The sequence below is a fragment of the Clavibacter tessellarius genome, from assembly GCF_001618005.1.
Classification (GTDB): Bacteria; Actinomycetota; Actinomycetes; order Actinomycetales; family Microbacteriaceae; genus Clavibacter; species Clavibacter tessellarius_A.
Map to the genome: position 1 here is coordinate 1 of NZ_LQXA01000053.1, position 21,971 is coordinate 21,971.

Here is a 21,971-nt window from a genome sequence, read left to right on the forward strand (position 1 = left end):
CGAGGCCGCGCCCACCACCGCGCCCGCGCCCACGGCGTCCGCCGCCCCGGGGGCCGCCGGCCCGGGCGCCGACCGGATCCCGTGGGGCGCGATCGGCGTCGCGGCCCTCGTCGTGCTCGTGCTCGCGCTCCTCGCGTCCCCCGCGCTGCTCCGCCGCTCCCGCCGCGCCGGCCGCCTCCGCGCCCTCGCGGCAGGGGACGCCCCGGTGGGCACCGCCTGGCACGAGGCGGAGGACCGGGCCGTCGACCTGGGGATCCGGGTGCCCGACACCGAGTCGCCGCGCGAGCTCGGCCGGCGGCTCGCGGGCGACGACCCCGCCCTCCGGGATCCGGTCGCGGTGCTCGTGGGCGCACGCGAGCGCGAGCGGTTCGCCCGGGCCGACGCTCCGGTCGACGCCGCGACGGGCGCCGCGCTGGCCGATGCGCTCCTCGTGCTCGGCGCGGCACTCGGCGCCCGCGCGGGCAGGGTCGACCGGCTGCTCGCCGTGGTCGCGCCCCGCTCGCTCGTCCGCCGTCGTCCACGCGGGGAGGCCGAGGACGGCGGCGCCCCCGCATCCCGGGCGTCGGACGCTCCTCGTACACTCGGGGGATGACCGGATCCGACGCCGCGCTCGCGGGCGTCGTGGGCGGCCGCACCGCCGGCGTGCTGCAGAAGGCGTTCGGGCTGCGCACGGTCGCCGACCTCCTCGAGCACCTGCCGCGCCGCTACGCCCGCCGCGGCGAGCTCACCGCCTTGGCCGAGCTGCCGGTCGACCAGCAGGCCACCATCGTCGCCGAGGTGCGCGAGGTGCGGGAGCGGCCCATGCGCGCGCGGCGCGGCAGCATCCTCGAGGTGCGCATCACCGACGGCCGCGGCTTCCTCACCCTCACCTTCTTCAACCAGGCGTGGCGCGCCAAGGACCTGGTGCCCGGCGTCCGCGGGATCTTCGCGGGCAAGGTCAGCGACTACCGCGGCGCGCTCCAGCTCGCCCATCCGGACTACGAGCTGTTCGACGCGCACGAGGGCCCCGAGCTCTCGGGCGGCGAGCCGGATGCTGCCGCCCGCCGCTGGGCCGAGATGCCCATCCCCATCTACCCGGCCACCGCGTCCATGGCGAGCTGGCAGGTCGCGAAGTCGGTGGCGCTCGCGCTCGACGCGGTGGACGACCTGGACGACCCGGTCCCGGCCGACGTGCGCGCCGCGCGCGGGCTCCTCCCGCACCGCGAGGCGCTCGAGGGCGTGCACCGTCCCGAGAAGGACGTCGACTGGAAGCGCGGCCGCGACGCGCTCCGCTTCCAGGAGGCCTTCGTGCTGCAGACCGCCCTGCTGCAGCGGCGGCAGGCGGCGCGCGCGCTGCCCGCCACCCCGAGGATCCCGACGCCCGGCGGCCACCTCGACCGCCTCGACGCGCAGCTGCCCTTCGAGCTCACGGGCGACCAGCGGCTCGTCGGCGAGGAGATCGCGACGGACATGGCGCGCACCTGGCCCATGAACCGGCTCGTGCAGGGCGAGGTCGGCTCCGGCAAGACGCTCGTCGCGCTCCGGGCGATGCTCGCGGTCGCCGACTCGGGCGGCCAGTCCGCGCTGCTCGCGCCCACCGAGGTGCTCGCGAGCCAGCACCTCCGCTCGCTCACGGCGTCGCTCGGGCCGGATCTCGCGGCGGAGCTCATGCCCACGCTCCTCACCGGCCAACTGTCCACCGCCGAGCGGAAGCGCGCGCTCCTGCGCATCGTCAGCGGCCAGGCGCGCATCGTCGTCGGCACCCACGCGCTCCTCGGCGACCGCGTCGAGTTCCTCGACCTCGGCCTCGTCGTGGTCGACGAGCAGCACCGCTTCGGCGTCGACCAGCGCGAGGCGCTCCGCCGGAAGGGCGGCACCCCGCCGCACGTGCTCGTGCTCACGGCCACGCCCATCCCGCGCACGGTCGCCATGACGGTGTTCGGCGACCTCGACGTCTCGACCATCGCCGAGCTGCCGAGCGGGCGCCAGCCCATCGCGTCCTTCGTCGTGCCGCTGCACGAGCACCCGGGCTGGATCGAGCGGGTCTGGGAGCGCACGGCCGAGGAGATCCAGGAGGGGCGCCAGGCGTTCGTGGTGTGCCCGGCGATCGACCCGCAGGATCCGGACGCGGAGGACGAGGACGCGGCCGAGGGCGCCGATGACGCGCCGACCCGGCCCGCGCTCGCCACGGTCACCGAGGTCGATGCGCTGCTCGCGGCGCACCCGCGCCTCGGGTCCGTCCGCCGCGCGGTGCTGCACGGCCGCATGTCGGGGGAGGAGAAGGACCGCGTCATGCGCGCGTTCTCCGCGGGCGAGATCGACCTCGTCGTGGCCACCACCGTCATCGAGGTCGGCGTCGACGTGCCCAACGCCTCCACCATGGTCATCCTCGACGCCGACCGCTTCGGCGTCTCCCAGCTGCACCAGCTGCGCGGCCGGGTCGGTCGCGGCGGCGTGCCCGGCCTCTGCCTCATGGTCACGCACGCGGAGCCCGAGACGGTCGCCCGCGAGCGCGTCGACGCCGTCGCCGCGACCCTCGACGGCTTCGAGCTGGCGCGCGTCGACCTCGAGCTCCGCCGCGAGGGCAACGTGCTCGGCACGAACCAGTCGGGCGGCCGCTCGTCGCTCCGGCTGCTGCGGGTCGCGCAGGACGGCGACCTCATCGAGTCCGCGCGCGAGCACGCGCACGACGTGCTCGAGGCGTCGCCCGACCTCGCGGGGCATCCGGCGCTCGCCCGCGCGCTGGCCCGCCGGCTCGACGACGAGGAGCGCGCCTTCCTCGACAAGAACTGACCCCGCCCCGGCCCTAGGCTGGCGGGATGCAGCGGATCGCCGTCGTCCCCGGATCGTTCGACCCCGTCACGCTCGGCCACCTCGACGTGATCCGCCGCGCCGCCGGCCTCTACGACGAGCTCGTCGTCCTGGTCGTGCACAACCCCGGCAAGACCCCGATGCTGCCGCTCGCGGAGCGCGTGCAGCTCATCGAGCGCGTGATCCGCGACGCCGGCCTGCCCGCGACCGTCCGCGTCGACTCCTGGGGCGCGGGCCTCCTCGTCGACTACTGCCGGCAGGTCGGGGCGACCGTGCTCGTGAAGGGCGTCCGCTCGCAGCTCGACGTGACCTACGAGACGCCCATGGCGCTCGTCAACCGCGACCTGGCGGGCGTCGAGACCGTGCTGCTGCTGCCGGATCCGGGGCACGCGCACGTCTCCAGCTCGCTCGTGCGGCAGGTGGAGGCGCTCGGCGGCGACGTGTCGCCCTACGTCCCCGCCGCCGTCGCCGAGGCCCTCGCCGTCCGACGGGATGGCTGACGCCCCGTAGGATCTACGGGTGTCCCGGTTCCAGAAGACCCCATTCACGGTCAACGTCCACGACATCGTGCACCGCCCCGGTGAGATGCGCGAGCTCGAGCTGACCATCACCCTGCCGGAGCGCATGGGCGAGGGCCTCATCGCCGTCCCCGCGGGCCGCGAGATGCAGGTGAGCGTCCGGCTCGAGTCACTCCATGACGGGATCCTGGTCACCGGAGAGGTCGACACGGTGGCCGACGGGCAGTCCGCGCGCACCCTCGCCGACATGCAGGAGCGTGTCCAGGTCGATTTCGCGGAGATGTTCGCGTATGGTCTTGATGAAGCTTTCGACTACCAGGTCCAGGACGAGCACGTGGACCTGGAGCCGGTCATCCGGGATGCGGTGGTCCTTTCACTGCCGTTCCAGCCCGAAGTGCCGGGCGAGGACCTCGATCTCGATCTGGGTCCCGGCATCAGCCTGGTCCTGGCGGACTCCGACCCGGAGCCCGTGATCGATCAGCGCTGGGCGGCCCTGTCCGGCTTCCGAGCTTCCGAAGACAGCGGTGCGGCGCGTGAAGACGCCGACACCGAAACGCAGAGAGATGAGAGTTAGCCATGGCTGTTCCCAAGAGAAAGATGTCCCGATCCAACACGCGTGCGCGTCGCTCGCAGTGGAAGGCCGAGGCTCCCACGCTCGTCAAGACCATCGAGAACGGCAAGGTCGTCTACTCCATGCCCCACCGCGCGCGCGTGGTCGAGGACGCCGCCGGCACGCCCCTGTACATGGAGTACAAGGGCCGCAAGGTCGCCGACGTCTAGTCGCCGCCCGCACGGTACGTCGGACATGACCGACACCCCGGGATCCCACGTCCACGGCGACCGCGACGCGCTCCGGCGCCTCCTCGCCGTGGACGTGAGCCCCGAGCTCCTCGAGCTCGCGCTCACCCACCGCTCGTACGCGTACGAGCACGGCGGCATCCCGCACAACGAGCGCCTCGAGTTCCTCGGCGACTCCATCCTCGGGCAGGCCGTCACGGTCATGCTCTACCTCGAGAACCCCGACCTCGACGAGGGCGAGCTCGCCAAGCGGCGCGCCAGCCTCGTCTCGAGCGTCGCCCTCGCGGAGGTCGCCACGCGCATCGGTCTCGGCGAGCACCTGCTGCTCGGCCGCGGTGAGGAGCTCACGGGCGGTCGCTCCAAGTCGTCGATCCTCGCCGACACGGTCGAGGCCATCATCGGCGCCGCGTACCTCGACGCCGGGGGGGAGGCCGCGACCGGCCTCGTGCTGCGCCTCATCGCGCCGCTCCTCGAGGACCCGGCGCGCTTCGGCGCCGCCATGGATCCGAAGACCGCGCTCCAGGAGAGCGCCGCACGCCAGGGCCTGCCTGCCCCCGTCTACGACGTGAGCGACAGCGGTCCCGACCACAGCAAGCGCTTCCACGCCGTCGTCACGGTGGGCTCGGCCGTCCGCACCACGGGCGAGGGATCCAGCAAGAAGCAGGCCGAGATGACGGCCGCGCTCGAGGCGTGGACGCGCCTCGAGGCGCGCACCACGGCCTGACCCGCGGTGCCCGAGCTCCCCGAGGTCGAGGTCGTCCGCGCTGGCCTCGAGCCCGCCGTGACCGGCGCGCGCATCACCGGCGTCGAGATCCTCGACGCCCGCTCGCTCAAGCGGCACGACCCGCTCGAGGGCGCGTTCGTCGACCTGCTGGTGGGTCGTGTGATCACATCCGCCGTCCGCCGCGGCAAGTTCCTCTGGCTGCCGCTCGAGCCCGACGCCGCACGCGACGCGACCGGGCCCCGCGCGCTTGTCACGCATCTCGGCATGAGCGGGCAGGTGCTGCTCCGCGAGCCCGGCTCCGACCCCGACGGCCTGCTGCGGATCCGCCTGGGCATCGAGCACCCCGTGCACGGCGAGCTCGTGGTCGCGTTCGTGGACCAGCGGATCTTCGGCTCCATGGCGGTCGACCGCCTCGTCCCCACGCCCGACGGGCACGCCGGCGGCCGCGGATCCGCCCTCGCCGTCGTGCCGACGCAGGTGGCCCACATCGCGCGTGATCCCCTCGACCCGGCGTTCGACGACGAGCTGCTGCTCGACCGCCTCGCCCGGCGGCGCACGGGCATCAAGCGCGCGCTGCTCGACCAGACGCTCGTGAGCGGCATCGGCAACATCTACGCGGACGAGGCTCTCTGGGCCGCGCGGATCCACTACGCGCACCCCACGGATCAGCTCGGCCGCGGCCGCGCGCTGAAGCTGCTCGCGGAGGTGCGGCACGTGCTCGCCCGGGCGCTGGCCGAGGGCGGCACGAGCTTCGACGCGCAGTACGTCAACGTGAACGGCGCCTCGGGCTACTTCTCGCACTCCCTCAACGCCTACGGACAGCAGGGCAAGCCGTGCCCGCGCTGCGGCACGCCGATCGTGCGCGAGGCGTTCATGAACCGCGGCTCGCACCTGTGCCCGCACTGCCAGGTGCTGCCGGATCCGGGCGCGGCCGCCGCCTGATCCGCCGCCCGGTCAGCACGCTGCGTCGACCTCCCGCAACCAGCTCCCGCTCGTGCCCACGTGACGGAAGCCGAGCGCCTCGTTCACTGCGAGCATCGGCCGGTTCTCGTCGGCGTTCCAGGTGACGACGCGGTCCGCGCTCGGGGCCTCGCGCGCGAGGAGCCGCAGGTTCTCGGCCTTGAGGAGCATCCCGAGGCGGTGACCCCGGTGCTCGGCGAGCACGAGGGTGTCCTGCTGGTAGGTGTACTCGTGGCCGTCGGATCGCCGACCGCTGGGGGAGACGGCGATCTCCGTGAAGCCCACGAGCCGACCCGTCGCCACGTGCAGGGCCGCCGTGGTGAGGCCCGTGCGGCCCGCGGACGCACGGCGCGCCTCGGCCTCGCGGAGCCGCGCGGCATCCCACGGGTCCTCCTCCTGCGGGAGGTCGCCCGCCGGGGTGTCCGTCGACATGCGCGTGTGCAGCACGGCGAGGTCGTCGAGCAGGTGCTCCGGGGTCCCATCCACCCACGACACCACGCGGTAGGCGTCCCCGGCGGCGCGGCGGGCGTCCGCGAGGTGGGCGGCGAGCTTCGGCGCCGCGGCCGTCGTGTCGAGCGAGCTGGTGCGGGCCGTCTGGCCGAGCCGATACCCGGCGGCCACGACGAAGCGCGCCGCGGGGTCGTCGGCGCCGATCGCCCCGATGCCCGTGGGTGAGGGGATGGGACTCCCGTTCGGCTCGGCCCGGTGCATCGTGAAGCCCATGAGGGTGCGGCAGCCCTCGTCGCGCGCGATCCGCTCCACGCGCTCGCGGAGCGCCCGGCCGACGCCGCGACCGCGGTGCTCGGGCAGCACGGACACGGCGACGTCCGAGGTGGTCGGGTCGTTGAGCCAGGTGGTCAGGAGGCCGCGGCCGACGATCCGCCCGTCCACCCGCGCGGCGAACAGGCGCTTCCGCACGTGCGCGACGTCGGCGTAGTCGGCGATCAGCTCCTGCGGCAGCCAGACGAACGCGTCGTGTCCGAGGTCGTGCGACTGCGCGCGGTTGACGACGTCGGTGAGGGCGACGAAGTCGTCCCAGCCCGCGGCACCGGGCGCGCTCGACGGGCGGATCTCCTCCACGTCGAAGGCGGGGTCGTCGTCGGCGTGCGGCATGGTCGGCTCCCTCGTCGGCGCGCGCGACCGTCGGCGGCCGGCGCCCCACCACGGTAGCGGCGGCGCGACGGGCCGGGCCCCGCGCGCGGCTCCCGGCCGGACGCCTCCCGTCCGGTACCGTGATCCAGACCATCACGCGAGGAGGGCGACGGGCGTGCACCTGAAGAGCCTGACCCTCAAGGGGTTCAAGTCGTTCGCGCAGCCGACCACGTTCCAGTTCGAGACCGGGGTGACCTGCGTCGTCGGCCCGAACGGATCCGGCAAGTCGAACGTCGTCGACGCCCTCGCCTGGGTGATGGGGGAGCAGGGCGCCAAGACCCTCCGCGGCGGCAAGATGGAGGACGTCATCTTCGCAGGCACGTCCACGCGCGGGCCGCTCGGTCGCGCGGAGGTCACGCTCACGATCGACAACGCCGACGGCGCGCTCCCCATCGACTACACCGAGGTCGCGATCCGCCGCACGCTCTTCCGCAACGGCGGCAGCGAGTACGCGATCAACGGCACGTCCTGCCGCCTGCTCGACGTGCAGGAGCTGCTGAGCGACTCCGGGCTCGGCCGGGAGATGCACGTCATCGTCGGCCAGGGCCGGCTCGACAACGTCCTGCGCGCGACCCCCGAGGAGCGGCGCGGCTTCATCGAGGAGGCCGCGGGGATCCTCAAGCACCGCCGCCGCAAGGAGCGCACCCTCCGCAAGCTCGAGGGCATGCAGGCGAACCTCACGCGGCTGAACGACCTGGCGGGGGAGATCCGCCGCCAGCTGAAGCCCCTCGGGCGGCAGGCGGAGGTCGCACGGCAGGCGCAGACCGTCGCCGCGGTCGTGCGCGACGCGCGCGCCCGGCTCGTGGCCGACGAGGTCGTGGGCCTCCGCCGCGCGCTCGCCGAGCACACCCGCACGGAGGAGGAGCGCACGACCGAGCGCATGGTGCTGCAGGAGAAGCTCGACCGGGCGGTGCTGCGGTCCGAGCGCATCGTCGAGGAGCAGGAGGGCGACGAGGTCGACGGCGCCCGCCGCACGGCCTTCGCGCTGGAGCAGGTGCAGGAGCGCCTGCGGAACCTGCTCTCCCTCGCGCAGCAGCGGCTCGCGCTCCTCGGATCCGCCGACGACGCCCCCGAGGCCGCGACCGGCACCACGCCCGCGCAGGTGCAGGAGTCCCGCGACGAGGCCGAGCGGCTGGTCGCGCTCATCGCCGAGGCGGAGGCGGGCTGGGCGTCCGCGCGCCAGGCGACCGCCGCGTCGCGTCAGGCGCTCGACGCGCTCGACGAGGAGATCCAGGCGCAGAGCGCGCTCGTCTCCCGGCACGACCTCGAGATCGCCGGGCTCACGGGACGCGCCGAGACGGCCGGCTCCCGGCTCGCGGCCGTGCGCGGCGAGGTGCTCCGGCAGCAGAACGCGCTCGACGCGGCGCGCGCACGGCTGGCCGCCGCGGAGGCGGAGCGGGAGCGCGGCGAGGCGGAGGGCGAGGCCGACGAGCAGGGCGGATCCGAGCTCACGCGCGCCTACGAGGACGCGCAGGCCGACGTGGCCACCGAGGAGTCGGCCATCGAGGCCGTGCGCGAGGAGCTGCACGCGAGGGAGCGCGAGCGCGATGCGCTGGCCGCGCGCGAGCAGGCCCTCGCGAGCGCGCTCGACCAGCGCGACGGATCCAGCGACCTCGTGGCCGCGGGGCTCCCCGGCGTGCGGGGCCTCCTCGCGGAGCACGTGCACGTGCAGCCCGGATTCGAGGCGGCGGTCGCCGCGGCACTCGGCACGCTCGCGGACGCGGTGCTCGCCGAGACGCATGAGGACGCCGTCGCCGCCCTCCGGCGCGCGGTCGACGACGACCTCGGCCGCGTCGAGGTCGTCGTCGCGGGATCCGGCGGGACGGCCGACGCCCCGGACGCCCGACACCCCGCCGCGGACGGCCCGGTCCCCGCGGCGTCCGTGGTCGACGCGCCCGACGGCGTGCGGCGGATCCTCGCCGACGTCGTCTTCGTCGACGACCTGGCGCAGGCCGTCGCCCTCCTCGCCCGCCCCGATGCACCGACCACCGTCATGACGCGCGCGGGCGAGGTCGTCTCCGCTCACGTGCTGCGCGGCGGATCCGGCGCCACGCGCTCCAAGCTCGAGCTCGTCGCCGCGCGGGAGGCCGCCGCGTCGACGCTCACGGGCGTCCGTGCCCGCATCGACGACCTCCAGGTGGACCTCGCGGCCGGCAGGGAGCGCCTCCGCGCCGCCCGGGAGCGCGCGGCCACGGCGCTCGGCGGCCTCCGCGAGGCCGACGCGCGCCTCGCCGCCCACGCCGAGCGCCTCAGCAGGTCGCGGGCCCAGGCCGAGTCCGCGGCCGCCGAGCTCGCGCGCGTGCAGCGCGGCCTCGACCTCGCCAGCGCGTCCGTGGAGGAGGCCGTCGCCGCGTCCGACGCCGCCCGCCGGGCGCTCGACGAGGCCCGGTCCCGCCCGCGGCCCGTCCTCGACGCGAGCGGCCGCGACGGGCTCGTCGCCGAGTGGGAGGCCGCGCGCGAGGCCGAGATCGAGGCGCGCCTGCAGGTCGAGACCGCCCGTGAGCGGGTGCGGGCGGAGCAGGAGCGCACGGTCGCGCTCGAGCGCCGGCTCGCCGCCGAGCGTGCCGCCGCCGAGGAGGCCGCGCGCCGTCAAGTGATCCGGCGCCGCCAGATCGCCCGGGCTGCCTCCGTCGCCGACGCGCTGCCCGCGGTCGTGCGGGCCGCCGACCGCAGCACCGCCGAGGCTCGGCTCGTCCTCGCCCGCGCCGAGGAGTCGCGGGCGGGCCGCAACGCCGAGCTGGCCGCCCTCCGCCGCGAGGAGGCCGAGCTGCGGGAGCGCCTGCACGGGATCACCGAGGACGTGCACGGCCTCGAGCTGCAGATCTACGAGAAGCGCCTGCAGGTCTCCCAGCTGCTGGAGCGCGCCGCGAGCGAGCTCGGCCTGGGGGAGGAGGTGCTCGTCGCCGAGTACGGGCCGGACGTGCCCGTGCCCGAGGAGGCGCCGCTCCCGCCGCGCCAGCGGCCCCGCCCGGCGGCCCCGTCCGCCGAGCCCGGTGCTGACCCGGGTGCCGGTGCCGGTGCCGGTGCCGATGCCGTCCCCGGCGACGCGCCCGCGGCCATCTCCTCCGCGGCGGCCGCCTCCGCCGTCACGGCCGCCCCCGCCGACACCGACACCGACCAGGACGACGACACCCCCGCGCACGACGCCGATCCGGTCCCCACCCGCCCCTTCGACCGCGACGAGCAGCGCGCGCGGCTGCAGTCGGCCGAGCGGAAGCTCGCGCAGCTCGGCCGGGTCAACCCGCTCGCGCTCGAGGAGTTCGCCGCGCTCGAGCAGCGGCACCTCTTCCTCACCGAGCAGCTCGCCGACCTGACGGCGACGCGCAAGGACCTGCTGACGATCATCGACGACATCGACCGCACGATGCAGGGCGTCTTCGCCGCCGCCTTCGAGGACACGCGCCAGGCCTTCGACCGCGTCTTCCCGATCCTGTTCCCGGGCGGCACCGGCAGCATCCACCTCACCGACCCGGAGGACCTCCTCACCACCGGCATCGAGGTGAGCGTGCGCCCCGCGGGCAAGCGCATCGAGCGCCTCTCGCTGCTGTCCGGCGGCGAGCGGTCGCTGGCGGCCGTGGCCCTGCTCATCGCGATTTTCACGGCCCGGCCGAGCCCGTTCTACATCATGGACGAGGTGGAGGCGGCGCTCGACGACGCGAACCTCGGCCGCCTGCTCACGATCCTCGAGCAGCTCCGCGACACGTCGCAGCTCATCGTGATCACGCACCAGAAGCGCACCATGGAGATCGCCGACGCGCTCTACGGCGTCTCGATGCGGCAGGACGGCGTCAGCGCGGTCGTCGGCCAGCGCGTGAGCCGCGAGGCGCGTCCGACGACGCCGGCCGCCGCATCCGCAGACGCCGCGGCTGTCGACGCGGACCCCGCCGACGTCGACGCCGCGGAGGCGCCGGCCGCCTCCTGACCCGCGGCTACGCTGGGCACATGGCAGCCCGCACCCCCTGGTCCCTCTCCGGCGCGCTCCGCGGCATGTTCGCGAAGCCGACGATCGACGAGACCACGTGGGACGACCTCGAGACCGCCCTCATCACCGCGGACTTCGGCCCCGACGTCACCGAGGCCACCATCGACGACCTCCGCCAGAAGGTCGAGCGCTACCGTACGACCGACCCGCGCGACCTCCAGCGCATGCTCCGCGAGAGCATCGAGGAGCGGCTCGCGAAGCACGACCCCACGCTGAAGCTCAGCGCCCGGCCCGCCGTGATCCTCGTCGTCGGCGTCAACGGCGTCGGCAAGACCACCACCATCGGCAAGTTCGCCAAGTTCCTGCGCAACTACGGCCGCACGGTCGTGGTCGGCGCGGCCGACACGTTCCGCGCCGCGGCCGTCGACCAGCTCGCCACCTGGGCGGAGCGCGCGGGCGTGGAGATCGTGCGTCCCCAGCAGCCGGGGCAGGATCCCGCGAGCGTCGCCTTCCAGACCGTCGAGCACGCGATGCGCACGGGCACCGAGATGGTGATCATCGACACCGCCGGCCGCCTGCACACCAAGGGCGGCCTCATGGACGAGCTGTCGAAGATCCGCCGCGTCGTGGAGAAGCAGTCGCCCATCGCCGAGGTGCTCCTCGTGCTCGACGCGACGACCGGCCAGAACGGGCTCGCGCAGGCGCAGGCCTTCATCGAGCACGGCGGCGTCACGGGGCTCGTCATCACGAAGCTCGACGGATCCGCCAAGGGCGGCTTCATCCTCAACGTGCAGGAGCGCACGGGCATCCCGATCAAGCTCATCGGCCAGGGCGAGGGCATCGGCGACCTCACGGGGTTCACGCCGCACGTGTTCGCGCAGAACCTGGTCGGCTGACCCGGCGCCCGGCCGGCGCCGGTTAAGCTGGACCCACCATGGCTACCTTCGGAACACTCTCGGACCGCCTCGCCGAGACCTTCAAGAACCTGCGCGGCAAGGGCAAGCTCAGCGCCGCCGACGTCGACGGCACCGTCCGCGAGATCCGCCGCGCGCTCCTCGAGGCCGACGTCGCGCTCGATGTCGTCAAGGCCTTCACCGCGTCCGTCCGCGAGCGCGCCCTGGGCGGCGAGGTCAGCCAGGCGCTGAACCCGGCCCAGCAGGTCGTGCAGATCGTCAACGAGGAGCTCGTCGCGATCCTCGGCGGCGAGCAGCGTCGCATCCAGTTCGCCAAGCGCCCGCCGACGGTAATCATGCTCGCCGGGCTCCAGGGCGCGGGCAAGACGACCCTCGCCGGCAAGCTCGGCAAGTGGCTCGCCAAGGACGGCCACACGCCCATGCTGGTGGCGGCCGACCTCCAGCGCCCCAACGCCGTCCAGCAGCTGCAGGTCGTCGGCGAGCAGGCCGGCGTCCCCGTCTTCGCGCCCGAGCCCGGCAACGGCCGCGGCAACCCGGTGCGCGTCGCCAAGGACGCGATGAAGCACGCCGTCGACAAGCAGTACAGCGTCGTCATCATCGACACGGCCGGCCGCCTCGGCGTCGACCAGGAGCTCATGAAGCAGGCCGCGGACATCCGCAAGGCCACCGACCCCGACGAGGTCCTCTTCGTCATCGACGCCATGATCGGCCAGGACGCGGTCGCGACCGCGAAGGCCTTCCAGGACGGCGTCGACTTCACGGGCGTCGTGCTCTCCAAGCTCGACGGCGACGCACGCGGCGGCGCGGCCCTGTCGGTCGCCTCCGTCACCGGCCGCCCCATCATGTTCGCGTCCACGGGCGAGGGCCTCGACGACTTCGAGCCCTTCCACCCCGACCGCATGGCGAGCCGCATCCTCGACCTCGGCGACATCCTCACCCTCATCGAGCAGGCCCAGCAGGCCTTCGACGAGGAGGAGGCCATGGAGGTCGCCGCGAAGCTCGCGAACGACAGCTTCACGCTCGACGACTTCCTCAAGCAGATGCAGCAGCTGCGCGGCAAGGGCTCCATCAAGAAGATGATGGGCATGCTCCCCGGCATGGGCGCCATGAAGGAGCAGCTCGAGAACTTCGACGAGAAGGAGATCGTCCGCACCGAGGCGATCATCCAGTCGATGACCAAGGCGGAGCGCCAGAACCCGAAGCTCCTCAACGGCTCGCGTCGCCTCCGCATCGCGCGCGGATCCGGCATGACCGTCACCGACGTCAACGGGCTCGTGCAGCGCTTCGAGCAGGCCTCGAAGATGATGCGCACGGTCGCCCGCGGCGGCATGCCGCAGATCCCCGGCATGGGCCCGATGCCCGGCGCGCACTCGAGCCGGAAGCCCGTGCAGCAGAAGAAGAAGGGCTCGAAGTCAGGCAATCCCGCCAAGCGCGCGCAGGAGAACGCGGCGCTCGCGTCCGGCCAGCGGATCGGGGGCCCGACGGCTCCCGCGGGTTCCGGCTTCGGCCTGGCCGGGGCGGCGAAGGGCGGCGCGAAGGGCGCCCCGAGCGAGGAGGAGCTCGCCTCGCTGCAGAAGTTCCTCGGCCGCTGACCCGGTCGACCCGCACCGCCCTCGACGGCGTCCTCCCCACGGGGAGGGCGCCGTCGTCGCACGCCCTCGACGCGCGGGGCGCGGCGTGCCACGGTGGGGTCAGCGTCGCGGCCGTCCGTCGCGGCCCGCGCGTCAGGAGCCCCACGTGTTCGCACCCGTCGCCGCCTTCAGCGGCTTCAGCGTGGACGACGTCCCCGCCGCGCTCGCCTTCTACCGCGGCACGCTCGGCCTCGAGGTCGAGGAGGTGCCCGAGATGGGCATGCTCCGGCTCGTGCTCCCCGGATCCGGCGCGCACGTCCTCGTCTATCCCAAGCCGGACCACGTCCCCGCCGCGTTCACCGTCCTGAACCTCGCGGTGGAGGACGTGGAGGCGGCGGTGGTCGAGCTGAACGACCGCGGCATCGTCACCGCGATCGACGAGGGGATGCCGACGGACGCCCGCGGCATCATGCGCGGGCACGGCCCCGACATCGCGTGGTTCCACGATCCGGCCGGCAACGTGCTGTCGGTGGTCGCGGCGTGAGGCGTCGCGGTCGGGCCGCGCAGCCGGATCAGACGGAGCAGCGGCCCGAGTCGACGGGCGCCGTGGCGCCGGCCTGCTGCAGCACGGGCGCGATCTCGTCGAGCGTCATCGCGTAGCCCGTCTGGGAGTCGACGGTCGAGGTCGCGAACACCAGGCCGACGACACGGCCCTGCACGTCGAACAGGGCGCCGCCCGAGTCGCCCGGGCGGACGGTGCCGCGCACGGAGTAGATCTCGCGCGTCACCGGCTGCTCGTGCTGGATGTCCGTGCCGAGCGCCTGCACCACTTCGCGGACGCGCGCACCGGTGGCCTGGTACGGCCCGCCGCCGGGATACCCCGCGACCACGGCCTCGTCGGACGGGCCGAGCTCGTCGCCGAGCGCGAGGGGTGCGGCGGTGAGCCCCGGCACCGCGAGGACGGCGACGTCGCGGGCCGGGTCGAACACGACCAGCCGGGCCCGCAGCAGCTCTCCCGTGCCGCCCGGCTGCACGTAGACCTCGTCGGACCCGGTCACGACGTGCGCGTTGGTGACCACGCGCCCGTCCTGCACGACCCAGCCGCTGCCGGACGACGACGTGCCGCACGCGGGCGCCGAGGAGAGGATCTTCACGACGCTGCCAGCGGACCGCCGCACCGCGTCGGGCACGTCGGCGTCGGGCGCCGCCGTGTCGGCGATCGACTCCTGGCCGTTCGCGAAGACGCGCGGGTAGCCCACGTCGTGCAGCGCGTCGTCGAGCGCGGAGAGCGCGGAGCCGCTGGAGATCGGGCTGACGCGGTCGAGGGTCGCGAGGATGCGCGAGGAGGACGCGAGCTGCACGGCCGGGATCACGCCGCTGGATCCGAGGAAGCCGCCGATGAACCACACCGACACCGCCCACGCGGCGAGGCCGGCGACCGCGCCGACCCCGCGGTCGAGGCCCTGCGCCGCGCCGCGGGGACGCAGCAGGCGCGTGAGGACGCTGGCGACCTGGGCGAGGATCCCGCTCACGAGCGAGGTCGTCACGAGCATCAGCAGCGCGGCGGCGACGGTCCGCATGATCCCCGTGGCCACGCCGAACCGGTCGAGCAGCGCGAGGAACGCGGGCGTGATGGCGAGCGCCAGCAGCACGCCCAGCACGATCCCGGCCAACCCGGCGACGGTGACGATGGCCCCGCGACGCCAGCCGGCGAGGGCGGCCACGACCGCGACGACGAGGATGACGATGTCGACGGCGGGGCTCACCTCGACAGTCTGCCCCGGGTCACCGACCGAGTCCTGAGCGCAGCTCCTCCACGAGGTGCGTCACCACCGGGGCGAGCGCCCCGTCGTTCTCCTCCGCGACGCGCAGCTGCCGCTGGTAGCTCGCGCCGCCGTCGACGATGTCGAGGATCCCGCCGAGCTCGGCCGCGCAGCCGAGCTCCTCGGCCACGGGGGAGAGGCGCTCCACGAGGGCCCGCGTGTCGTCGCCGACGAGGGCCTCGTCGCCCGCCGCGTCCTGGATCACGATGGCGTCCATCCCGTACCGCGCCGCGCGCCACTTGTTCTCGCGCACGAACCACGGCTGCATCCGCGGCAGCTCCTCGCCGCGGTCGAGCGCGGCGGACATGTCGTGCACGAGGCACTGCACGAGGGCGGCCAGCGACGCGATCTCCCGCAGCGTGGACACGCCGTCGAACACGCGCGTCTCGAGGGTGCCCCACTTCGGCGCCGGCCGGATGTCCCACCGCAGCTCGCTGTGGTGGTCGATGACGCCCACGTGCGTCATGTCGCCCACGAGCCGCTCGTAATCGGCCCAGGTCGTCAGGTCCGGCGGCAGCCCCGCGGTCGGCAGCTGCTGGAACATGAGCGCGCGGTTGGACGCGTACCCCGTCTCCTGCCCCGACCAGTAGGGGCTCGACGCGCTGAGCGCCTGGAACCGGGGGAGGTGCACGAGCAGCGCGTTGAGGATGGGGAGCGCCTTGGACGCGTCGTCGATGCCGACGTGCACGTGCACGCCCCAGATCATCATCTGCCGACCCCACCACCTGGTGCGGTCGAGGAGGGTGGCGTACCGCTCGTTGTCGGGCGTCACGTCCTGGTCCGGCCAGGCGCTGAAGGGATGGGTGCCGGCGCACATCAGGTCGATGCCGAGCGGGTCGGCGACGTCCACCACGCGCTCGATGAGGCGGGCGAGGTCGTCCACCGCGTCGCCGACCCGGGCGTGCGGCGCGCTCACGACCTCGACCGTGTTGGTGAGGAACTCCCCGGTCACGTGCGGATGCGCGTCGTCATGCGGGAACGAGCGGAGGATCTCGGGCGCGGCCCCCGCGAGCTCCCCGGAGCCGCGGTCGACGCACGCGAGCTCCCACTCGATCCCGACGCGGGAGGGCGGCTGCCGGGCGAAGTCGATCTGCATGCGGGTCCTGCCGTCCACGGGGTCTCGGGGCGCATGCGCCGGGTGTCGTCCGATCATGCCACGCACCCTCCGGGGCAGCCGGGCGGTGGCGCCGTGCGGCGCGCCGGGGACGGGGTATTGGCGACGGCCGGCGTCTGCCATAATGATCTGTCGAGTCCGCGATCGTCCGACCCTCTAATCAGGCGCCGCGAGACCCCATCGAACCTATGCCGAGTGTGCCCCCACGCTCACGGCCGTCAGTTCACCCCACACAAAGAAATTCAGGAGAATTGTGGCTGTCAAGATCCGTCTGAAGCGCCTGGGCAAGATCCGCGCGCCGTATTACCGCATCGTCGTCGCCGACTCGCGCACCAAGCGCGACGGCCGCGTCATCGAGGAGATCGGCAAGTACCACCCCACCGAGGAGCCCTCGTTCATCGAGGTCCAGTCGGAGCGGGCGCAGTACTGGCTCTCCGTGGGCGCCCAGCCCACCGAGCAGGTCGAGGCCCTCCTCAAGCTCACGGGCGACTGGGGTCGCTTCAAGGGCGACAAGGACGCGGTCTCCACCGTCCGCACCCGCGAGGCGAAGCCCGCCTACGTCGCCGACGAGAAGAAGAAGCCGGTCCTCAAGCCCAAGACCGAGAAGGCCGCCCCCGCGCCGGAGGCCGTCGAGGCCCCTGCCGAGGCGACCGAGGAGCAGGCCTAGCCCATGCTCGCTCCCGCGCTCGCTCATCTGGTCAAGGGCATCGTCGAGCACCCGGACGACGTCTCCGTGACGAGCAAGGGATCCCCCCGCGGCGAGGTCCTCGAGGTGCGCGTGCACCCCGAGGACCTCGGCCGGGTCATCGGCCGCGCGGGTCGCACCGCGAAGGCCCTTCGGACCCTGGTGTCGGCTCTCGCCGACGGCCAGCGCGTCCGCGTCGATGTGGTGGACACCGATTCCTGAGGTCGAGGGCCGGGACCCCGCGGCGTTCCGCGTGGGTCGGCTCACCAAGGCGCACGGGCTCAAGGGCGCCGTGAAGCTCGAGCTGTTCACCGACGATCCCGCCAAGCGCTTCGTCCCCGGCGCCGAGTTCAGCCTGCAGGTCCCGGAGTCCTCGCCCTGGCACGGCCGCACCCTCACGCTCACCGAGCTGCGCTGGTACAACAGCCACCCCGTCGGCTTCTTCGAGGGCGTCGCCGACCGCACGGCCGCCGAGTCGCTCGCGAAGGCCATCCTCTGGATGACGCCCCCCGCCGACGAGCCCGCCGAGCCCGACGCCTGGTACGACCACCAGCTGGTGGGGCTGAAGGTCCTCCGCGACGGCGTCGAGGTCGGCACCGTCTCGCTCGTCGACCACTTCCCGGCGCAGGACCTGCTGCACGTCGACACGCCCTCCGGCACGGTCCTCGTCCCCTTCGTCCAGGCCATCGTGCCCTCGGTCGACGTCGAGGCCGGCACCCTGGTGGTCACGCCGCCGCTCGGGCTCTTCGAGGACGTCGCCGAGGCTCCGGAGCCTGCGTCCGACGCGCCCGCGTCCAATGCCTCCGCGAGCGACGCTCCCGCGGCCGGGCAGGGCGGATCCGAACCCGGCGCGGATCCCGCGTCCGAGGCCGACGACGCCCGCTGACATGCGGATCGACATCGTCTCGATCTTCCCGGAGTTCTTCGGGGTGCTCGACATCTCCCTCCTCGGCCGTGCTCGGCAGTCCGGCCTCATCGACCTGCGCCTGCACGACCTCCGCTCCTTCACGCACGACCGGCACCGCACCGTCGACGACACCCCGTACGGCGGCGGCGCCGGCATGGTCATGCGCCCCGAGCCGTGGGGCGAGGCGATCGACGAGGTCCTCGCCGACGACACGGATCCCGTCGTCATCTTCCCGTCGCCCGCGGGCGACGTCTTCACGCAGGCGATGGCGCAGGAGCTCTCCGCCGAGCCGCACCTCGCCTTCGGCTGCGGCCGGTACGAGGGCATCGACCAGCGCGTGGTGGACCACACCGCGACCCGCGCCCGCGTGCGGCTCGTGAGCCTCGGCGACTACGTGCTGAACGGCGGCGAGGTCGCGGTGATGGCGATGATCGAGGCCATCGGGCGACTGGTGCCGGGCGTCGTCGGCAACCCCGCGAGCCTCGTCGAGGAGAGCCACTCCGACGGTCTGCTCGAGCACCCCAGCTACACGAAGCCGCCCGAGTGGCGTGGCCTCGCCGTGCCCGAGGTCCTGCGCAGCGGCAACCACGGCGCCATCGCCTCCTGGCGGCGCGAGCAGCAGCTCGAGCGCACGCGCCGGGTCCGTCCGGACCTGCTGCCCGACTGACGGCCGCGTCGCCCGCTAGGAGCGCGCGGTGAGGATGAGCGGGCCGTCCTCCGTGATGGCGACCGTGTGCTCCACGTGCGCGCCACGGGAGCCGTCGACGCTCCGGAGCGTCCACCCGTCCTCGTCCGTGCGGATCTTGTCGGTGCTCTGCAGGAACCACGGCTCGATGGCGATGACGAGGCCGGGGCGCAGCGGCACGCCGCGGTTCGGACGGCCCTGGTTCGCGATGTGCGGGTCGCCGTGCATGGTGCGGCCGACGCCGTGGCCGCCGAAGTCGGTGTTGACGGAGTAGCCCGCCTCGGTCGCTACGGCGCCGATGGCCGCGGAGATGTCGCCGGTGCGGCCCCCGGGCTGCGCGGCGCGTATGCCCGCGTCGAGCGCGGCCGTCGTGACCTCGATGAGACGCACGTCCTCCGGTCGCGGGGTGCCGACGATGATGCTGACCGCCGAGTCGCTGACCCAGCCGTCCACCGACGCGGCGAAGTCGAGGCTCAGGAGGTCGCCGTCCTGCAGCCGGTAGTCGTGGGGGAGGCCGTGCAGCACGCCGTCGTTCACGGAGGTGCAGAGCACCTTCCCGAAGGGGCTCGCGCCGAAGGACGGGTGGTAGTCGATGTAGCAGGACTCGGCGCCGCGTTCGCGGATCATGCGGTGCGCCGCGCGGTCGAGGTCGAGCAGGTTGACCCCCACGTCCGCCTGGGCGGCGAGGGTCGTGAGCACCTTCGCCACGAACTCCCCGGCGGGTCGCATCTGGTCCATCTCGGCGGGCGTTCGCAGTTCGATCACCCGGTCGATCCTACGCGAGGGGCTCCGCGGAGCCTCCGCACCGCCCAGGTTCCGCTCCTAGCATGGGGTCATGCAGCAGTCCCCGGCCCTCGCCCTCCGTCGCGCGCTGCACCGTTGGCAGCCCCTCGCCGTCGTCGTGCTCCCAGCGTGGCTCCTGGTGGGCTGGGCCGTCTTCGGCTCCGGCGGCTGGGAGCTGCTCCTCGTGATCATCGCGGCCGGGGTCCTCGGCGTCGCGCTCGTCGCGGGCCTCGGGCTGGTGCGCGCCCGCCGGTCGGTGCGCGAGTCGCGGGCCCTGTCCGCCCTCGACGCGGTCGCGCTGGGCGTGACCACCGTCGCGGTCATCGGCACGGGCACCTACTCCGTCGTGAGCACCTGGTGTGCCGTCCTGGCGGTGCTCTCGGTCGTCGCGCTCCTCGTCCTGGCCGTCCGCCAGCTGCTCGTGGAGACCCGGCAGCGCATGCAGGACGTCCTCTCCACGATCGAGCGCGACGCCCAGCCGCGTCCGCCGGAGTGGAAGGCCGCCGAGGGGCCGGACGCGGGCCGCACCATCCGCCTCGACTGATCCGCGCCCCCCGTTCGGCCCGGCGCTTTGCTTTCGACGCGCCCGAGGTGGCAGAATGAGCGATCGTGCCTGCCGCCGACCCTGCCACGGGGGAGTCGGCCACTCGTGCGGGCCGTTCCCCTTCCAGACATTGATGCGCAGTCGACCCGTGGCGGTTGCAGAGAGCGGTACACCATGCACATCCTCGATTCCGTCGACCAGGCGTCGCTGCGGTCGGACATCCCCGACTTCCGCGCCGGCGACACCGTCAAGGTCCACGTCAACATCGTCGAGGGCAGCCGCTCGCGCATCCAGGTGTTCCAGGGCATCGTCATCGGCCGTCAGGGCGAGGGCGTCCGCGAGACGTTCTGCGTCCGCAAGGTCAGCTTCCAGGTCGGCGTCGAGCGCACCTTCCCGGTGCACTCCCCGGTCATCGACCACATCGAGGTCGTGACGCGCGGCGACGTGCGTCGCGCCAAGCTCTACTTCCTGCGCGACCTGCGCGGCAAGAAGGCGAAGATCAAGGAGAAGCGCTCCTAGCGCATCCCCACCTGTCCTCCGACCGAGCTCCCGGCATCTACACTTGCCGGGAGCTCAGGCGGTTAAATGACAGATAGCACGACGCCCGCGGACACCAGGTCCTCGGGCAGGCACAGCGGCAGCGGGTCCCGAGGATGGAAGACGTTCCTCCGGGACGTCCTCGTCATCTTCGTGGTGGCCCTCCTCGTATCGGTCCTGATCAAGGCGTTCCTGATCCGGTCGTTCTACATCCCCTCCGCATCGATGGAGGACACGCTGCAGATCAACGACCGCATCGTCGTCAACCAGCTCACCCCGCGCCTCATGCCGCTGCAACGGGGCGACGTCGTCGTGTTCCGTGATCCGGGCGGGTGGCTCACGCCCTCACCCCAGGTCGACAAGCCGCCGATCGCCGCCGCGGTCGACTGGGCACTCACGACGGTGGGGCTGTCCGCGTCCGACAGCAACGACCACCTCATCAAGCGCCTCATCGGCCTGCCGGGAGACCACGTCTTCTGCTGCAACTCCCTCGGTCAGATGAGCGTGAACGACGTCCCGCTGGACGAGCCCTACATCAAGCTCGTCCCGGGCGTCACACGGGCATCCGACGTGGACTTCGACGTCACCGTCCCGGCGGACTCGCTCTGGGTCATGGGGGACAACCGCGGCAACTCCTCGGACTCCCGCTACAACCAGGAGGGGCCGACGAGGGGGTTCGTGCCCATCGACCACGTCGTCGGCCGCGCGTTCGTGATCACGTGGCCCATCGACCGCTGGACGATCCTGGGCGACCACCCCGAGACGTTCGGCGACGTGCCGGACGCGGTCCCCGCCGGCTGATGCCGGTCGCGGATCCGACCCTCGACCTCGAGCGCGAGCTGCTCCGCGCGGGATCGGCGCTCGTGATCGGCTGCGACGAGGTCGGGCGCGGGGCCCTGGCCGGCCCCGTCGCGGTGGGCATGGCGGCCGTCGGCTACGACGCCGGCGCGTTCCCGGTGGGCCTGCGCGACTCGAAGATGCTCAGCGAGAAGCGCCGCGAGGCCCTGCACCCCCTCGTCTCCGCCTGGGTGCGGCACTCCGCCGTCGGCATGGCATCGGCGGAGGAGGTCGATTCGCTCGGCATCACGGCGTGCCTGGGCCTCGCCGGGCGCCGCGCGCTCGTCGAGCTGCACCACCTCGGCGTGCCCCTCCTCGACAGCGTCGTCCTCCTCGACGGGTCGCACGACTGGCTGACGCCCGCCCTCGCGCATCCGGTGCCGGTGCGGCTGCGCGTCAAGGCGGACCGCGACTGCGCCTCCGTCTCGGCGGCGTCCGTGCTCGCGAAGGTCCACCGCGATCGCCTGATGGCCGCATGGCACGATGAGTCGCCCGAGTACGGCTGGGCCGGCAACAAGGGCTACGGCAGCCCGGCGCACCTGGACGCGATCCGGGCGAGCGGGGCGTCGCCGATCCACCGGCGCACCTGGCTCACGGGCGTGCTGGCGGCCCCGGGCGTCTGAGCCCCGTCCCCTCAGGAGCGGATGCGGCGCACGGGTCGCGTGTCATGCGGCGCGGGCCCGGCGTCGGCCCCGGCCGGACGACGG

At 73.6% G+C, this 21,971-nt stretch carries 23 protein-coding genes; 19 read left to right on the plus strand and 4 right to left on the minus strand.

Annotation, left to right across the window (positions count from 1 at the left end):
* The 7 genes from AWH51_RS13850 to mutM form a co-directional block, all read left to right on the plus strand.
* On the plus strand, positions 1-592 hold a 592-nt coding region (locus AWH51_RS13850; protein ID WP_368072672.1), incomplete at its 5' end, for a DUF4129 domain-containing protein.
* Positions 589-2,772 (plus strand): ATP-dependent DNA helicase RecG, encoded by a 2,184-nt coding sequence (locus AWH51_RS13855; protein ID WP_063072650.1) that lies wholly within the window; start codon positions 589-591, stop codon positions 2,770-2,772. The genes AWH51_RS13850 and AWH51_RS13855, both read left to right, overlap by 4 nt.
* Positions 2,773-2,798: 26 nt before the next feature.
* The gene (gene coaD / locus AWH51_RS13860; RefSeq protein WP_063072651.1) at positions 2,799-3,290 is read left to right on the plus strand and encodes a pantetheine-phosphate adenylyltransferase; all 492 of its coding nucleotides are present in this window, start codon (positions 2,799-2,801) and stop codon (positions 3,288-3,290) included.
* Positions 3,291-3,309: 19 nt separating this feature from the next.
* Positions 3,310-3,882, plus strand: a complete 573-nt coding sequence (locus AWH51_RS13865; RefSeq protein ID WP_063072652.1) for a YceD family protein — start codon at positions 3,310-3,312, stop codon at positions 3,880-3,882.
* A 2-nt stretch (positions 3,883-3,884) separates the two neighbouring features.
* Positions 3,885-4,088 carry a 50S ribosomal protein L32 gene (gene rpmF / locus AWH51_RS13870; protein WP_012038043.1) on the plus strand — a complete coding sequence of 68 codons (204 nt, stop codon included), beginning with the start codon at positions 3,885-3,887 and terminating at the stop codon, positions 4,086-4,088.
* Between the two features lie 25 nt (positions 4,089-4,113).
* Positions 4,114-4,830 (plus strand): ribonuclease III, encoded by a 717-nt coding sequence (gene rnc / locus AWH51_RS13875; protein ID WP_063072653.1) that lies wholly within the window; start codon positions 4,114-4,116, stop codon positions 4,828-4,830.
* Positions 4,831-4,836: 6 nt separating this feature from the next.
* Positions 4,837-5,772 carry a bifunctional DNA-formamidopyrimidine glycosylase/DNA-(apurinic or apyrimidinic site) lyase gene (mutM, locus tag AWH51_RS13880; RefSeq protein ID WP_063072654.1) on the plus strand — a complete coding sequence of 312 codons (936 nt, stop codon included), beginning with the start codon at positions 4,837-4,839 and terminating at the stop codon, positions 5,770-5,772.
* Between the two features lie 12 nt (positions 5,773-5,784).
* Here the strand turns inward: mutM and AWH51_RS13885 are convergent, their stop codons facing one another.
* Positions 5,785-6,903: a GNAT family N-acetyltransferase gene (locus AWH51_RS13885; RefSeq protein WP_063072655.1), complete on the minus strand. Its 1,119-nt coding sequence runs from the start codon at positions 6,901-6,903 to the stop codon at positions 5,785-5,787.
* Positions 6,904-7,057: 154 nt separating this feature from the next.
* Here AWH51_RS13885 and AWH51_RS13890 point away from each other — a divergent pair, with 154 nt between their 5' ends.
* The 4 genes from AWH51_RS13890 to AWH51_RS13905 all read left to right on the plus strand — a co-directional run bounded on the left by AWH51_RS13890 (position 7,058) and on the right by AWH51_RS13905 (position 13,893).
* Complete coding sequence (locus tag AWH51_RS13890) at positions 7,058-10,864, plus strand: chromosome segregation SMC family protein (RefSeq protein ID WP_063072656.1); 3,807 nt, start codon at positions 7,058-7,060, stop codon at positions 10,862-10,864.
* 20 nt (positions 10,865-10,884) lie between these two features.
* Positions 10,885-11,760, plus strand: coding sequence for a signal recognition particle-docking protein FtsY (ftsY, locus tag AWH51_RS13895; protein ID WP_063072657.1), 876 nt, complete (start codon positions 10,885-10,887; stop codon positions 11,758-11,760).
* A 38-nt stretch (positions 11,761-11,798) separates the two neighbouring features.
* Positions 11,799-13,370: a signal recognition particle protein gene (gene ffh / locus AWH51_RS13900; protein WP_063072658.1), complete on the plus strand. Its 1,572-nt coding sequence runs from the start codon at positions 11,799-11,801 to the stop codon at positions 13,368-13,370.
* Between the two features lie 145 nt (positions 13,371-13,515).
* Positions 13,516-13,893 (plus strand): VOC family protein, encoded by a 378-nt coding sequence (locus AWH51_RS13905; protein WP_063072659.1) that lies wholly within the window; start codon positions 13,516-13,518, stop codon positions 13,891-13,893.
* Positions 13,894-13,921: 28 nt separating this feature from the next.
* Here the strand turns inward: AWH51_RS13905 and AWH51_RS13910 are convergent, their stop codons facing one another.
* Positions 13,922-15,115, minus strand: coding sequence for a MarP family serine protease (locus AWH51_RS13910; RefSeq protein ID WP_063072660.1), 1,194 nt, complete (start codon positions 15,113-15,115; stop codon positions 13,922-13,924).
* 19 nt (positions 15,116-15,134) lie between these two features.
* Positions 15,135-16,268: a glutamate--cysteine ligase gene (locus tag AWH51_RS13915; RefSeq protein ID WP_063072661.1), complete on the minus strand. Its 1,134-nt coding sequence runs from the start codon at positions 16,266-16,268 to the stop codon at positions 15,135-15,137.
* A gap of 271 nt (positions 16,269-16,539) precedes the next feature.
* On the opposite strand from AWH51_RS13915, the gene rpsP reads away from it, so the two are divergent.
* The 4 genes from rpsP to trmD are packed head-to-tail and all read left to right on the plus strand — an operon-like array spanning position 16,540 to position 18,545.
* Complete coding sequence (rpsP, locus tag AWH51_RS13920) at positions 16,540-16,953, plus strand: 30S ribosomal protein S16 (RefSeq protein WP_063072662.1); 414 nt, start codon at positions 16,540-16,542, stop codon at positions 16,951-16,953.
* A gap of 3 nt (positions 16,954-16,956) precedes the next feature.
* The gene (locus tag AWH51_RS13925; RefSeq protein ID WP_012038054.1) at positions 16,957-17,193 is read left to right on the plus strand and encodes an RNA-binding protein; all 237 of its coding nucleotides are present in this window, start codon (positions 16,957-16,959) and stop codon (positions 17,191-17,193) included.
* The gene (gene rimM / locus AWH51_RS13930) at positions 17,171-17,857 is read left to right on the plus strand and encodes a ribosome maturation factor RimM (protein ID WP_107490213.1); all 687 of its coding nucleotides are present in this window, start codon (positions 17,171-17,173) and stop codon (positions 17,855-17,857) included. The genes AWH51_RS13925 and rimM overlap by 23 nt, the downstream gene beginning before the upstream one ends.
* A gap of 1 nt (position 17,858) precedes the next feature.
* Entirely contained in the window at positions 17,859-18,545 is a 687-nt protein-coding gene (gene trmD, locus AWH51_RS13935) for a tRNA (guanosine(37)-N1)-methyltransferase TrmD (RefSeq protein ID WP_063072664.1), read from the plus strand.
* 15 nt (positions 18,546-18,560) lie between these two features.
* On the opposite strand, the gene map is transcribed toward trmD, so the two are convergent.
* Positions 18,561-19,328, minus strand: a complete 768-nt coding sequence (gene map, locus AWH51_RS13940) for a type I methionyl aminopeptidase (RefSeq protein WP_063072665.1) — start codon at positions 19,326-19,328, stop codon at positions 18,561-18,563.
* Positions 19,329-19,398: 70 nt separating this feature from the next.
* Here map and AWH51_RS13945 point away from each other — a divergent pair, with 70 nt between their 5' ends.
* From AWH51_RS13945 to AWH51_RS13960, 4 genes are all read left to right on the plus strand, one after another.
* Positions 19,399-19,890, plus strand: a complete 492-nt coding sequence (locus AWH51_RS13945; protein WP_063072666.1) for a hypothetical protein — start codon at positions 19,399-19,401, stop codon at positions 19,888-19,890.
* 174 nt (positions 19,891-20,064) lie between these two features.
* Positions 20,065-20,409 (plus strand): 50S ribosomal protein L19, encoded by a 345-nt coding sequence (gene rplS / locus AWH51_RS13950; RefSeq protein ID WP_063072667.1) that lies wholly within the window; start codon positions 20,065-20,067, stop codon positions 20,407-20,409.
* A gap of 66 nt (positions 20,410-20,475) precedes the next feature.
* Positions 20,476-21,228: a signal peptidase I gene (gene lepB, locus AWH51_RS13955; protein WP_063072668.1), complete on the plus strand. Its 753-nt coding sequence runs from the start codon at positions 20,476-20,478 to the stop codon at positions 21,226-21,228.
* On the plus strand, positions 21,228-21,887 hold the full coding sequence (locus AWH51_RS13960; protein WP_063072669.1) for a ribonuclease HII: 660 nt from the start codon (positions 21,228-21,230) through the stop codon (positions 21,885-21,887). Before lepB ends, AWH51_RS13960 begins: the two co-directional genes overlap by 1 nt.
* The last annotated feature ends 84 nt before the right edge of the window (positions 21,888-21,971 follow it).

Excerpts from the sequence above, each read along its gene's own strand:
- AWH51_RS13855 (WP_063072650.1), top strand. The coding sequence starts at position 589 with ATGACCGGATCCGACGCCGCGCTCGCGGGCGTCGTGGGCGGCCGCACC.
- coaD (WP_063072651.1), top strand. The coding sequence starts at position 2,799 with ATGCAGCGGATCGCCGTCGTCCCCGGATCGTTCGACCCCGTCACGCTC.
- rpmF (WP_012038043.1), top strand. The coding sequence starts at position 3,885 with ATGGCTGTTCCCAAGAGAAAGATGTCCCGATCCAACACGCGTGCGCGT.
- rnc (WP_063072653.1), top strand. The coding sequence starts at position 4,114 with ATGACCGACACCCCGGGATCCCACGTCCACGGCGACCGCGACGCGCTC.
- AWH51_RS13885 (WP_063072655.1), bottom strand. The coding sequence starts at position 6,903 with ATGCCGCACGCCGACGACGACCCCGCCTTCGACGTGGAGGAGATCCGC.
- ftsY (WP_063072657.1), top strand. The coding sequence starts at position 10,885 with ATGGCAGCCCGCACCCCCTGGTCCCTCTCCGGCGCGCTCCGCGGCATG.
- ffh (WP_063072658.1), top strand. The coding sequence starts at position 11,799 with ATGGCTACCTTCGGAACACTCTCGGACCGCCTCGCCGAGACCTTCAAG.
- AWH51_RS13915 (WP_063072661.1), bottom strand. The coding sequence starts at position 16,268 with ATGCAGATCGACTTCGCCCGGCAGCCGCCCTCCCGCGTCGGGATCGAG.
- AWH51_RS13925 (WP_012038054.1), top strand. The coding sequence starts at position 16,957 with ATGCTCGCTCCCGCGCTCGCTCATCTGGTCAAGGGCATCGTCGAGCAC.
- rimM (WP_107490213.1), top strand. The coding sequence starts at position 17,171 with ATGTGGTGGACACCGATTCCTGAGGTCGAGGGCCGGGACCCCGCGGCG.
- trmD (WP_063072664.1), top strand. The coding sequence starts at position 17,859 with ATGCGGATCGACATCGTCTCGATCTTCCCGGAGTTCTTCGGGGTGCTC.
- AWH51_RS13945 (WP_063072666.1), top strand. The coding sequence starts at position 19,399 with ATGCAGCAGTCCCCGGCCCTCGCCCTCCGTCGCGCGCTGCACCGTTGG.
- rplS (WP_063072667.1), top strand. The coding sequence starts at position 20,065 with ATGCACATCCTCGATTCCGTCGACCAGGCGTCGCTGCGGTCGGACATC.
- lepB (WP_063072668.1), top strand. The coding sequence starts at position 20,476 with ATGACAGATAGCACGACGCCCGCGGACACCAGGTCCTCGGGCAGGCAC.
- AWH51_RS13960 (WP_063072669.1), top strand. The coding sequence starts at position 21,228 with ATGCCGGTCGCGGATCCGACCCTCGACCTCGAGCGCGAGCTGCTCCGC.